9 protein-coding genes are annotated in these 14,093 nt (G+C 32.8%); 7 read left to right on the plus strand and 2 right to left on the minus strand.

Features of this window, described 5'->3' with window-relative positions; translation table 11 throughout:
- Nucleotides 1–138 precede the first annotated feature (138 nt).
- Together LNP04_RS17920 and LNP04_RS17925 are read left to right on the plus strand one after the other, a co-directional pair.
- A complete protein-coding gene (locus LNP04_RS17920; protein WP_229984240.1) occupies nucleotides 139–1,017 on the plus strand; it encodes a hypothetical protein in 879 nt (292 codons plus the stop codon).
- A 370-nt stretch (nucleotides 1,018–1,387) separates the two neighbouring features.
- Nucleotides 1,388–2,365, plus strand: a complete 978-nt coding sequence (locus LNP04_RS17925) for a polyprenyl synthetase family protein (RefSeq protein ID WP_229984241.1) — start codon at nucleotides 1,388–1,390, stop codon at nucleotides 2,363–2,365.
- Nucleotides 2,366–2,424: 59 nt separating this feature from the next.
- Here LNP04_RS17925 and LNP04_RS17930 read toward each other — a convergent pair whose 3' ends face one another.
- Complete coding sequence (locus LNP04_RS17930; RefSeq protein WP_047445974.1) at nucleotides 2,425–2,721, minus strand: hypothetical protein; 297 nt, start codon at nucleotides 2,719–2,721, stop codon at nucleotides 2,425–2,427.
- A 139-nt stretch (nucleotides 2,722–2,860) separates the two neighbouring features.
- Here LNP04_RS17930 and LNP04_RS17935 point away from each other — a divergent pair, with 139 nt between their 5' ends.
- On the plus strand, nucleotides 2,861–5,293 hold the full coding sequence (locus LNP04_RS17935; protein ID WP_229984242.1) for a transketolase C-terminal domain-containing protein: 2,433 nt from the start codon (nucleotides 2,861–2,863) through the stop codon (nucleotides 5,291–5,293).
- Between the two features lie 81 nt (nucleotides 5,294–5,374).
- Nucleotides 5,375–6,445, plus strand: a complete 1,071-nt coding sequence (locus tag LNP04_RS17940) for a hypothetical protein (RefSeq protein WP_229984243.1) — start codon at nucleotides 5,375–5,377, stop codon at nucleotides 6,443–6,445.
- A 106-nt stretch (nucleotides 6,446–6,551) separates the two neighbouring features.
- On the opposite strand, the gene LNP04_RS17945 is transcribed toward LNP04_RS17940, so the two are convergent.
- On the minus strand, nucleotides 6,552–7,754 hold the full coding sequence (locus LNP04_RS17945) for an aminopeptidase C (protein WP_229984244.1): 1,203 nt from the start codon (nucleotides 7,752–7,754) through the stop codon (nucleotides 6,552–6,554).
- Between the two features lie 451 nt (nucleotides 7,755–8,205).
- Here LNP04_RS17945 and LNP04_RS17950 point away from each other — a divergent pair, with 451 nt between their 5' ends.
- From LNP04_RS17950 to LNP04_RS17960, 3 genes are all read left to right on the plus strand, one after another.
- Nucleotides 8,206–8,724 carry an RNA polymerase sigma factor gene (locus LNP04_RS17950; RefSeq protein WP_229984245.1) on the plus strand — a complete coding sequence of 173 codons (519 nt, stop codon included), beginning with the start codon at nucleotides 8,206–8,208 and terminating at the stop codon, nucleotides 8,722–8,724.
- 11 nt (nucleotides 8,725–8,735) lie between these two features.
- A complete protein-coding gene (locus LNP04_RS17955; RefSeq protein WP_229984246.1) occupies nucleotides 8,736–11,258 on the plus strand; it encodes a VWA domain-containing protein in 2,523 nt (840 codons plus the stop codon).
- Nucleotides 11,259–11,325: 67 nt separating this feature from the next.
- Entirely contained in the window at nucleotides 11,326–14,091 is a 2,766-nt protein-coding gene (locus LNP04_RS17960) for a hypothetical protein (protein ID WP_229984247.1), read from the plus strand.
- The last annotated feature ends 2 nt before the right edge of the window (nucleotides 14,092–14,093 follow it).

Here is a 14,093-nt window from a genome sequence, read left to right on the forward strand (position 1 = left end):
ACCAGAACCACGAAGTGGTTCAATATCAATAGCCGTGGGTGAAACCCATGGAAAATAATAAACGAAGACAGGAGAACCACGAAGTGGTTCAATAAGAAATTAACAATGCATTTACACCAAAATCCGTAATTTTGCTGTATGAAGAAGGTTTTTCTATTCCTGATAATTTTTACTTTTCAAACTGCTTTTTCTCAACAAGCAAGAATTTTTAAGCTTAAAAAATTCAGAGTTTCAGTTTTAAACGATTCCATTCAAGAGACTTCCGGACTGAATTTCTTTGCTGGAAAACTCTACACTTTCAACGACAGCGGAAATCCTGCTGAATTGTATGAGATTGATAAAAACTCAGGAAAAATTCTCAAAGTTTTAAAAACGAATACAGAAAATAAAGACTGGGAAGCATTAACAAATGACGGTCAAAATTTCTTTATTGGAGACTTCGGAAACAATGCAGGAACCCGAAAAGATTTAAAAGTATATAAAATTCCTTTTCAAAATAATGAATTGCAGAATGATGTAATGAAAACCATTTCGTTTTATTATCCCGAGCAAAACGATTTCACATCAAATAATATTTCAACAGATTACGATTTGGAATCGATGATTTATTTAAATGGAAAAATCCATATTTTCACTAAAGAATGGGCTTCAAAATCGACAACGCATTACACAATTGATTCTGAAAATTTTGAAAATCAAGCTGCCCAGAAAGTAGAATCTTACAAAACAGGTTTTGTAGTGACTGATACTTATTATTACGACAAAAAGCTTTACGTTGTAGGTTATACCAAGAAAACTGAAGTGTTTTTAAATGTATTTAATGAAACTGAACCGGGAATATTTTTTAAAGAAAATCCAAAACATCTTTACTTAGGCAGTGCATTGACCATCGGGCAAATTGAAGGAATTGCCGTTGATGAAAAAGGAATTTATATTTCAGGGGAAAAATTCTATTCGCCGATCAAGAAAACTAAGCCGTTTTTTTATTTTATTCCTAAAGATAAACTTAAACTTTAGAATGTTTTTAATTTTTGGTTCTTCGCCAAACTTAATTTTAACGCTATGTTCGCAAGGTAATATTGATAAATGCTTTTTATTTTTTTCGTTCGCAAAGGCACTCTGTTCAGCAAATGAAAACAATGTCTTAGCTGAGTGAAACGCCATTGCGAACGAAAAATATTTTCAAAATAATTTAAAATTATTTGCAAACCTTAGCGTTTGAAAGATTCTATACTAAATGGAGAAAAACAATAATTCTTAATCTTTTCATTTTCTTAATGTTTATATTTTTCTCGAATAATTTAAAGGCTTTTAATTTCTGTTAAAATTGGCTGAAAAAAATTATCTTTGTGAGAATTAATAAATACTCACCCAGCATTCTCAGATAGTGGCCAATATTGTAGAAGAAATCAAACGACCGATCAATGAGGAAATGAAACTTTTCGAACAAAAGTTTTATGAATCTATGCAAAGCAAAGTCGCTTTACTCGATAAAGTTACCCGTTTTATTGTTACGACAAAAGGGAAGCAGATGCGTCCGATGTTTGTTTTTCTATGCGCAAAACTAATTGGCAACGTCAACGAAAAAACCTATCGTGGTGCTTCAATGATTGAGCTGATTCACACCGCAACTTTGGTGCATGATGATGTTGTGGATGAGAGTTTTAAAAGACGTAATTTCTTTTCTATTAATGCTTTATGGAAGAATAAAATTGCCGTTTTAGTTGGTGATTTCTTACTTTCAAAGGCGGTTTTACTTTCTACAGACCATAAAGATTACGATTTGCTTTCTGTTATTTCCAGAACCATCAGAGAAATGTCTGAAGGCGAACTTCTTCAATTGGAAAAAGCCAGAAAATTGGATATTACTGAAGATGTTTATTATGAAATCATCCGTCAGAAAACTGCTACTTTGATTGCAGCGTGTTGTGAAATCGGTGCTTTATCCAACGATGCTGATGAAAATTTAGCCAAGAAAATGATGCAGTTCGGGACGTATACCGGAATGGCTTTTCAAATCAAGGATGATTTATTCGATTATTTAAGTTCAAACGTTATCGGAAAACCGGTTGGAATTGATATTAAAGAGCAAAAAATGACTTTGCCTTTGATTCATACTTTAAAAATTGCCAACGAAACTGATAGAAAATATTATTTCAATACGATCAAGCGTTATAACAACGATCAGAAGCGTGTGAAAGAACTGATCGCTTTTGTGAAAAGTTCCGGCGGTTTGGATTACGCAATTCAAGTGATGAAAGATTGTCAGCAGAAAGCAAAAGATATTCTTGACGAATTTCCTGATTCTGAAGTTAGAAAATCTTTGCATATGATGTTGGATTATGTGATTGAAAGAAAATTTTAATTACAAATTCTTCATCGAATTTCCAATGTTAATTTAAAGACAACAAAAAAACTGGAATTTTAATCCATTATTGCTGTTGTTATAATAATCACAGACAGAATAATACAAAATAAGGCGATTAAAAATAAATAATCCGCAATACTCTCGTATCTGTTTCCCAGACTTTCCTTCTTGGTTCTTATTGACATAAATGAAAATAAACTACTGCACGCAAAAAGTACACATGCGATGCCTGCAAACTCATCTAAAAATGTATGATGGCTCGTTTTAGTGATTTTCAATGAGGTGATGATGATCATAGAAAACCCCAAAAGATTAGACGATGCATTGAGAATATGAGTAGACTTTTTTTCCATATTACAGAGTTTTATTCAAAGTAAACACATTTTTTTTCCATTATCAAATTTATAAAAAACATTCTTGAAAATTAAAATTAATATAAAAAGTGTATATTAGCAAAATACTTCAGAATTAAAAAATATTTAATATTTGGCTATGCAGACAACCTATATTGAAACTCAGCAGATTTCTTTTCAAGATTTTAAAAATCAGATACTTGAAGACTATAAATTAGGAAGAATCTCTCGTGAAATGTCTTATCTGGGCAGAAGAGAAGTTCTTACCGGAAAAGCGAAGTTCGGAATTTTTGGAGACGGAAAAGAGCTGCCGCAGTTGGCAATGGCGAAAGTTTTCAGAAACGGAGATTTCCGTTCAGGATATTACAGAGATCAGACTTTTGCGTTGGCTATAGATGCTTTATCGGTTGAAAGTTTCTTTGCTCAGTTATATGCAGATACAAGTGTGGAAAGAGAGCCTGCATCTGCCGGAAGACAGATGAATGGTCACTTTGCTACCAGAAGTTTAAACGAAGACGGAAGCTGGAAAGATTTGATGGCTCAGAAAAATATTTCTTCAGATATTTCTCCGACTGCCGGACAGATGCCAAGATTATTAGGTTTAGCGCAAGCTTCAAAAATATATAAATCCGTAAAATTTGACGGTTCTGAGAAATTCTCAAATGAAGGTAACGAAATCGCTTTCGGAACCATTGGTGATGCATCGACTGCTGAAGGTCATTTTTGGGAAACTTTAAACGCTGCTTGTGCGTTACAAGTTCCAATGATTGTTTCGATTTGGGATGACGGTTATGGAATTTCGGTTCCTACCATGAAGCAGAGAGCGAAAGCTGATATTGCTGAAATGTTGAGCGGTTTTCAAAGAAAAGAAGGCGAAAATCAAGGTTGTGAAATCATTCAGGTGAAAGCTTGGGATTATCCGGCTTTATTGGATGCTTATGCAAAAGCTGAACATTTTGCAAGAACAGAATCTGTTCCTGTGGTTGTTCACGTAATTGAAGTTACTCAGCCTCAAGGTCACTCTACTTCAGGATCTCACGAAAGGTATAAAAACGAAGACCGTTTGTCTTGGGAAGCAGATTTTGACGGATTGTTAAAATTCAGAGAATGGATTTTAAACTATTCAATCGAAATTGAAGGAAAAGAGGAAATCATTGCAACTGTTGAAGAGTTGGATGCTATTGATGAGGAAGCGAAGAAAAAAGTAAAAGCCGGACAAAAAACGGCTTGGGAAAACTATCAGAAAACGCTTACTGAGTTGGCTTTTTCAGTTTTACCTTTAGTTGAAAATTTAAAAGGTAAACATGCTGAAATTGAAGAGTATATTAATCAATATAATAAATTAGTTTCTAAAGCGAAGAAAGATGTTTTCCATTTGATCAGAAAATCTTTATTGGCAACAAGAGGAACCAATTCTGCTGAAAGAACTCAGTTGATGAACAAATACAACGAAGTTTTTGAAGTTGAAAAAGATAATTATTCTTCACACTTATATTCGCGGTCTCAATGGAAAGCTGAAAATGTAAAAGAAGTAAAACCGGTATTCACAGAAGCTTCTCAGGATGTGGACGGAAGAGTAGTGGTAAGAAATAATTTCGATAAAATATTCGAAAAATATCCTCAAACTTTGGTCTTTGGTGAAGATGCCGGAAATATCGGTGACGTGAACCAAGGTCTTGAAGGAATGCAGGAAAAATACGGTGACATTCGTGTTGCCGATACCGGAATCCGTGAAGCGACCATTCTTGGTCAGGGAATCGGGATGGCAATGAGAGGTTTAAGACCAATCGCAGAAATTCAATATTTAGATTATATCTTGTACTGTTTACAGGGAATGAGTGATGATTTGGCGACAGTTCAGTACAGAACAAAAGGCGGTCAGAAAGCTCCTGTAATCATCAGAACCAGAGGCCACAGATTAGAAGGAGTTTGGCATTCAGGTTCACCAATGGCTGGAATTCTGAATCTTTCTAAAGGAATTTTGGTTTTAGTGCCAAGAAACTTAACCAAAGCTGCCGGATTCTACAACACCATGCTTCAAAGCGACGATCCTGCTGTAATTGTTGAATGTCTGAACGGTTACCGATTAAAAGAAAAACAACCGGATAATTTAGGTGAATTCACTGTTCCTGTAGGAAAAATTGAGGTTACAAAAGAAGGAAAAGATGTTACTTTGGTAACGTACGGTTCGACTTGGAGAATTGTCATGGAAGCAGCAGAAGAATTAGAAAAACTAGGAATCTCTGCAGAAGTTATTGATGTTCAGTCATTAATTCCTTTCGATCTAACGCATGAAATTGCTGAGTCTGTGAAGAGAACCAACAGATTGGTTGTAATCGACGAAGATGTGGAAGGCGGAACTTCAGCGTTTATCCTTCAGCAGATTTTAGAAAAACAAAAAGCATTTAGATATTTAGATTCTGATCCGTTGACAATTGCTGCAAACGATCACAGACCTGCGTATGCAAGTGACGGAGATTATTTCTCTAAGCCATCTTCTGACGATATGGTTGAAAGAATTTATGCCTTATTTAATGAAACAAATCCTCAGAAATATCCTGCGATATTTTAATTGAAATTTTTATAAAATTAAAACCGCTTTCTTTTTGGGAGCGGTTTTTTGTTTATCTTGGTAAAGCAAATCAAAAAAATAATGAATTTAAAATTTGAAAAAGCTGAAAATAGAAAGTACGGCTATGTTGTTTTTTTAGATAACGTTGAAATAGGAGAAGCTGATGATAATTGGGGAGGCTTAGGCAGTGAATTTAGTATTTCATTTACTGATACAATTTTTGAAATTTCAAACCAATATAAAATTTCAGATTTTTTCAAAGAAAATATTGGTGCATTTACAATACCAATTAATTTTGAAAAATTTCAGAATTTAAATTGGGCAAATAATTATCAAACGTCGTTATGGTTGCAAGAGAAAAATGAAATTTTGCTTTCTGTCATGCCAGATTTTGTAAAATGGAATAAACCCTATGATATTGTAAACTTTATTAAAAAATTAAGTTCAGTATTAATTCCATATGGATTTTTAGTTGATTTTAAAGATGATAATTTTTTAAATGAAGGTTTTTATATTTCTTCTAATTTTAGTTTAGATAAAAATATTTATGAAGAATATGAAAGGTTTCTTTCTATTATTAATATTGAAGTTAAAAATATCTTTGAGAACCCTAATTTAATTGATGTAGATTCAATAATTAATAAATTTTCTTTTCCTCAAGAAACTAGACAAGCATGCGAACAATATTTAATTTATTTTTCAAAGTTTTTAGAAGATTATGGGATAGAGATAACTTCTATATTAGAATCAAAGAATGAGGATACTTTCTTTTCTATAAAACCTAAAAATTCAAAAGAAGCACTATCGAATATACGTGATTTATTAAGTTTTTATCTTTCACTTCCGGATATTCAAAATTTGGAAATTACTGTAAAAGATTATAATGATGTAAGTGTTCAGCAATTGATGTCAAATATTTATCATTTAAAGTCACAATTATTTTTAGCTCATTCAATAGTTGAATCTAAAAATGCAACTATTGAAAGTCTTAAATTCAGTAATTTTCAAAAGCAAATTTACATTGAACAAAACTTGAAAAATGAAGAAAAAACCTTAGATGGTTTAGTTACAATTCAAGAATTTGAATATGGCAGTTTTAAATTTGATTTACCAGAAATTTTTAGAAGGTTGAAAAGAAGATTTACAAAGTAATTTTACTGTATATGATAAAAAACCGCTTCAAGAAAAAATCTCAAAGCGGCCTATTAACAAGTTTAAAAATATCTAAAATTGTCAAGTGAATGACAATAATGATTTCCTACAAACCAATATTCTTGCTTGGTTTCAATTGTTTTCTGATGTTGTTTGGAATTGCATTTTTATGAACCAAAATCGCTGTTGATTTATATTCAACATAAGGTTTTGTCACATACAGATATCCGTCAAAATCGTTGGTTACACCCCAAGAATTTTTCACCATATAATATTCTTTTCCGGTTTGATCTTTTGCCAAACCTACGATGTGCATTCCGTGATCATCTGTTGTTGAAAGATTATTTAAGGCTTTCTGACGAAGATCTTCAGTGATGGTTTTGTCTTTTTTAGGCTGAGTAAACAATTCTTTTTTTACTTCAGGAGTAATTTGATCCAAATCTACATCAGGAACATACGCAACACCGTTTTTGTAAGAGAAATATGGTTCAGAAACGTCAGTTGCCCAACCTACAGAATATCCTTTCGCGACAGCATTATCGATAATGGTAGTCATTTCATTCATCGGAATATTCCAGTCAGAATCGTGGCTCCAGTTATCAGGAATTGGAACGACAAATTTCTGATAGTATGGATAATCTTTGTAAGAAGACAATTCTACATAATCTTCAGGATTAATGCCTACAACTTCTTTAGCAAAGGTTTTTGGAGTATAATTTTTACCTTCATAAGTGAAATTCTCAGGAACTTTTCCAAGATATTCATCAAGAATTGCATCCACAGAATCCATCCAATTATCAGGAAGTTTTCCTTTTGAAGATGCCGCAACCAATCCTTCTAAAACAGGTTTCAGTTTTCCTTGCATTTCATTGAAATTATTTAAAGTCTGTCCGGATTTTAATCCTGTATAAACATCCTGCGGAACAGCACCATATTTTTTATACATATTCACCACATCATGCAACTCTCCGCCGTCGCCCCAACTGATTGCTCCGCCGTTTAAAACATATAATTTTGCCTTATCATGATAAGAATTTCTTGCGGTGAAAATTTCTGCCAGATCAACAGGTTTTTTACCCATTCTCTGCATTTCAGATTCCAGAAAAGAATTTCCGGAATAACTCCAGCAAGTTCCTGACGAACCTTGGTTTTTTACAGAAGTTGCACCAACATCTTTTAAAGTGGTAAACTGGAAATTAGCATTTTGAGACTGATTGTTTTTCAACTTATTGATCAGGTCATCCTGAGCAAACATCATACTTCCTGCACATAAAACAACAAGCAACGATGCAAATCTTTTATTTTTCATAAGAAAAGGAATGTGTATTTTACAGTTGTGTTTCAATGTTTTTAGAACTTTAAAACTATTTAAGAAATATTGCAACCGTAAAGAATTATACCTGAATAGTCGGCAATGTTAAGCGAGTGTTACATGAATTAATGTTAAAAAAGGGTTAAAATTGAGTGTGAGAGTTTTTTGAGTTGCAGAGTTTCAGCGTGGTGATATTTGGAAATGTTGGTAAATCTTTGATCATATAAACTTAGTGAGCTTTATAAGTGAAACGGCTTTGTGAAACTTAAAACAGATAATAATTAAGAAAACTTTGTGGACTTTGTGTTAAAACAAGCATTTAAATTACTACTTCTTATTTGCTTTCATTAAGTTAAAATCTGTAAGATTTCATTATTTTTAAAAAAAGTTTACCATGTTTCCAACCTGCGAGAAATTTCCTGCATCTATAAGAGTATAAAGCCTGACTATGGAAAAAAAATTACTGATAGAATGCCAACGGAACGACCGCAACGCACAGCGGAAAGTTTACGAGAAAATGGCGGGCAAACTGTATTCAGTCTGCAAGCGCTATCTGAAAAATGATGAAGATATCGAAGAAGTATTGGCCGATACTTTCTATAAAATATTTACGAAGCTTAATCAACTTCAAAACCATGAAATTTTCGAAGCCTGGGCAAGAAAAATTGCAGTAAATGAGTGTTTGCAGAAGCTGAGAAGTATGAAAGCGCTCGATGTGTCTTTAGAAGAAGAGTTTGTAGAATCGACAGGTTCTCCAGCAGATAATATTTCTTTTGAAAAAGATATTCTAAAGCTGCTCAATTTTTTACCTGAAGGTTGCAGAGCGATTTTTAATCTATTTGCGATTGAAGGATATCCTCATAAGGAGATTGCAACAATGCTTTCCATCAGCGAGGGAACTTCAAAATCTCAACTCAATTTTGCGAGAAAAAAATTGCAGGAACTCTTGGTCAATCACAACATTTAAACTTTTACACAATGGAAAACAATCACAATATAGATAAAAAATTCAATGAGGCTTCTCAATCTTTGGAAGAACCTGCTACTTTTCCGGGTTTTGATAAAGTTTGGGCTAAAGTTGAAGAAAAATTAGATAAAAAAGACGACAAAAAGAAAGTAATCCCAATTTGGTTTCCTTACGGAATTGCCGTAAGTTTAATCGTTGGTTTAGGAGCATTTTATTTTATTAATAAAAATGATGTTTCTGAAGTTAATAAACCTGCAATTGCACAAAATACGGTTTTACCTAAAGTTAATTCAGATATCCAAGCAATTGACAGTACGGTAAAATCTAATATTGAGAAGGAAATTCTTTCTCCAAAAACAATTCAAAAGCCTGAAGTGATAGCGTATGAATCTATCATTCCTGAGCCTGTAATTTCTCCGATTTATCATAATGAAGTACCATCACAGAGTTCAGATATTGTAAAAGAAAATATAATTTACGAAGGAACAGATGGAGATGGTGTTTTAGATAAAGATGATAAAGCTCAAAGCATTGAGGAGGTAGTTTTAGTAGGACTACGACCTGTGAAAAAGCAATCCTATACGTCAAGTGCAGTTTCTGTGGTAAGTTCGCAAAGTTTGGAAGGCAAGCGTTCAAAAAAAGCGAAAGGAAATATAAACACATCTCAATCGATTGCAATGAATGATTTTGGAAATAGTGGTTATAATAATTACTCATCTACATCAAATATCAAAAATGAATTTAAAAAGAGTAATAATATTTCACAGGCTTTAGTTGGAACAGTTTCTGGTCTTCAAATAACATCAGGTCAAGGAACTCCTGGTTCTTCTAAACAAATTGTAATCAGAGGTATGAGTACATTAAACGGAAGCGACCAACCATTATACGTGATTAATGGAGTTCCGCAAAGTGCTGATGAATTTCGTGAAATTAACCCTAATTCTATTGAAAGTGTAGAAGTTTTAAAAGAAGCAGCATTAACCGCTCTTTATGGAAGTCTTGCAGCCAATGGAGTAGTCATTGTTACCACCAAAAAACTTTCCCGAAAAGAAAGAAAAGCTTTTGAAAAACTACAAAAAGTTCAGGATAGCATTACTATATCAAAACAGATTCAGAAGCAGGATAATGAAGAATACGATGCTTTTGTAGAAAATCCTTTTGAGCTAACAAAAAATCAATCTGTTTCTACGTTTTCAATTGATGTGGATAAAGCGGCGTATTCCAACATTCGAAGAATGATTAACAATGGAGAATATGTGAATAAAAATACGGTGAGAATTGAGGAAATGATTAATTATTTTAAATATGATTATCCTCAACCGAAAAATGACCAACCGTTTTCAATTAACACAGAATACAATGATTCTCCTTGGAATTCTAAGCTTAAATTATTGAAAATCGGTTTACAGGGAAAAGAAATTCCCACAGATAAACTTCCGAATTCTAACTTTGTTTTTCTGATTGATGTTTCAGGTTCGATGGATGAACCAAATAAACTACCGCTGTTGAAATCGTCTTTTAAAGTTCTTTTGGATCAGTTAAGACCAACTGATAAAGTAGGAATTGTTGTTTATGCCGGAAGCGCCGGAATGGTTTTGCCTCCAACTTCAGCAAAAGAAAAAAACAAAATTATAGAAGCTTTAGATAAACTTCAGGCAGGCGGAAGTACAGCAGGCGGACAGGGAATTGAACTGGCGTATAAATTGGCTCAGGAAAATTTCATCAAAAATGGAAACAACCGTGTCATCATTGCAACAGACGGAGATTTCAATGTAGGAGCTTCTTCTACAGGCGACCTTCAGACTTTGGTAGAAGAAAAAAGAAAATCAGGAGTTTTTCTTACTTGTCTAGGTTTCGGAATGGGAAATTTCAAAGACAATCGAATGGAAACTTTAGCGAATAAAGGCAACGGAAATTATGCCTATATCGATAATCTTCAGGAAGCTAATAAATTTCTTGGGAAAGAGTTTGCCGGTAGTATGTACGCGATTGCAAAAGATGTAAAAATCCAGATTGAGTTTAATCCGAAATACGTGAAATCTTACCGTTTGATTGGTTATGAAAACCGAAAATTAAAGAATGAAGATTTCACCAACGATAAAATCGATGCAGGAGAATTAGGAAGCGGACACACCGTAACAGCTTTATACGAAGTCATTCCGAATGATGTGAATTCTGAATTTTTACCAAAAGAAAGTGATTTAAAATATACTAAAAACACAAATGATGAAAATTTTAATGACGAGTTGGCAACCGTGAAATTCAGATATAAAAAACCGGATGGTGATACAAGTTCTGAAATAGTTCAGGTGGTTAAAAACACCAATCAATCTTTTTCATCTTCAAGCGATGACTTTAAGTTTGCTTCTTCTGTAGCTTGGTTCGGATTGGTTTTAAGAAATTCTGCTTTAATCAAAAATAAAGATTTAAAAGAAATAGAAAATCTTGCGAAAAAGGGAAGAGGTAAAGATGATGAAGGTTACAGGGCTGAGTTTGTGAGATTAGTGGAAACATACAGGTCGACAAAAAAATAACATTTCAAAAAAAGAAATTTCTTCGGAGATTTCTTTTTTTTCTCTATTTTTAGAAATATTATTGAAGATGAAAAAAGTTTATCTGTTATTGCCTATATTTGCGGTGCAGTTTGCCTTTGCGCAGGATTCTCAGCGTTATTATTCGGGAACGTTTTTTAATGAAAAGAAAAAGCCTCAAAATTTTCTCAAAATTTTCAACAAAAACAGCGGAGTCTATGAATTGACTGATGAAAAAGGTTATGCAATTATCGCTGCCAAAGAATACGATACCTTAGTTTGGAATAACGGAAAAAATATTGAAGTTGTTCGTGGAGTTTATGAGTTAAAATATCTTTTAGAAAGACAAATTTCAAGAGAAACTGTAAAAGATATCAATTCCAAAGACTACGAAAAACTGCTGGAAAAACCTCTAAATGATCAGTTTAGCATAGAACATTCCTATGATTCTTTAAGTAAAAATTCAGACCGTCAGTTTTCTGCGGTGAGAAAACTTAAACTGAAGTCAGATTCTTTATATAAAATTAAAAGTCAGCCCGGAAAATATCTTGTTTTTAACGGAAGTTTCAGTACTTCTTTAGACATAAAAAACAGAAACAGAATTCCACAGACACAAAGTCGTTATGTTCAGGGAAGATCAGAAAATGGTTCACTCGTTTGGAAAGGACCGGATACAGGTGAAATGTTCAGTTTCGGACCGGATATTTCAACTTTAGGTTTCAACGGACAACCTTATGAATATGATGTGAACGGACAATTGGTTGATTTATCTAATGCCGTTTCTCAGGCAAAAGCTTACAATAATAATATTTTTAAAACAACGGTTGGTTACAGCAATCAGTTAAATCTGAATACAATGATCAAGAATGGAGGTTACAATGATAATATTCGACTTTCTTTTACTATTGGTCAGCAAAAAGATCAGATGTATTTTGTGGATCAATATGATATTGTCGATTCTTTTAAGACTAAATTCAGTACAAAAATTCTAAATTTTGATGTCAATGCAGGATTTAATTATGAAGAAAATAAAGCAAGCAATACCAATAGAATAGGGCTTTTTAACAGAGCGTATCAATACTCTTTACTAACTCCGGTTTCTTTTTCCAATCAGCAGAATGCTTATCTCAGCAATGGTTTGCAGAGAAGTTACAGTTTGAATGCAGACAATCCAGATTTTCTTTTCAATCAAGCCAATAAATACAATTATTACGAAAATATCCGTCAGTTTAATTTTGATGTAAATAAAAGTTGGGATGATTTTAAACTGAATATCAGCCAGGCTTATGACAATCAGGATATTATGCATCAAGATGTTTACAAGCCGTCAACCAATGGTTTTATCAACGGATTGTACAATAGAAGAGATCAAAAAAACGAATTTTACAATTCAAATATTTTGATGACTTATGAGACAAGAGATCGTGATTTGAAAAACAAGTTTAGTTTAAATCATATTCTCAATGACAGAAAAGTAATTGTTAATCACAGTTTAGATCGAAATTATATTTATCAGCGAACTTCGCAGGATTATATTTTTAATTATAATTTAGATTTCGATGATTATGATGATATAGAATTTGGAGTAAACGTTGGAAATTCTTTTTACACTTCAAATACCTCATCAAAAAATGCTTATTGGCTTCCGAAAGCGAATGGATATTTCACTTTTAAAAATTTATTTAATAAGTATGGAAGTAAACTTCAACTTCTTGGAGCATACACGCAGTTAGCCGCAGAACCGGAAATAGTAAAATCATATTCCTCTTATGCGACAACACAATTTTCTGCTCAGAATTTTTATCAATATTTTCCATTAAATGAAGTAGAAACATTTAAAAATCTCTCAAATATTAATATCAAAGAATGGAAAACAGGTTTTAAATTTATGCTTAATGGGAAAATAGATCTTAGTGCAGAATATTTTAACCGAAGAATTTCTGATGATATTTTTCCGGTTTTTGAAGGGCAGAATTTAGTTTTAAAAAATCTTGCAGATCATACATATAAAGGATATGAAGTCAATTTTAATTACGATAGAATAATCACTAACCAAAATTTTTCTTTAAGTAGCAGAGCTTCATTTTTTAAATACAGAGATATTGTTGACCGTGTAAATTCCGGTTACAATAATCTGATGATTTCGGGTTTTAATGATATTTATAAAACATTGTCTGAAGGTCAGGTTTTGGGAGCAATAATGGGAAGTTATTATGAAAGAAATACAGAAGGAAAAATAGTTATAGATGATTACGGTTATCCTGTAAAAGCTTCTGGAATGAAATTGATTGCAGACCCAACTCCGGATTTTGTGATGAAATTTTCTCACAATATCACTTATAAAATGTTTGCTTTAGACATCAATTGGGAATGGAAAAAAGGCGGACAAATATGGAACGGGACTCAGGCTGTTCTTGATTATTACGGTCGTTCCCAAACTTCAGCAGATGAAAGAAATATAAAAAAATATGTTTTTGAAGGCGTTAATTATAATGGAAATGTCAACCAAACTCCGGTTGATTTTTACAATCCGAATCAACCGGTAACTGAAAATCGTTGGACGAGATATGGTTTTCTTGGCGTTGCTGAAAATTATGTTGAAAAAGCAGATTACATCAGAATTAATGATATTACACTTTCGGCTTATTTCGATATCGGAAAACTCAGAAGAGCTTTAGGAATAAGCTTTTATGTGAACAATATTTTCCTTTGGCAGGCAAACAGCGGGGTAGATTCTAATCAGAATTTTTATGATTTTGACAACAGCCGAGGTTTAGATTTTTTTAATTTGCCATCTTTTAAAACGTATGGTTGCACAGTTTCTTTTAAATTTTAAAC

It is taken from the genome of Chryseobacterium sp. C-71, from assembly GCF_020911865.1.
In the GTDB taxonomy this organism is placed as follows: domain Bacteria; phylum Bacteroidota; class Bacteroidia; order Flavobacteriales; family Weeksellaceae; genus Chryseobacterium.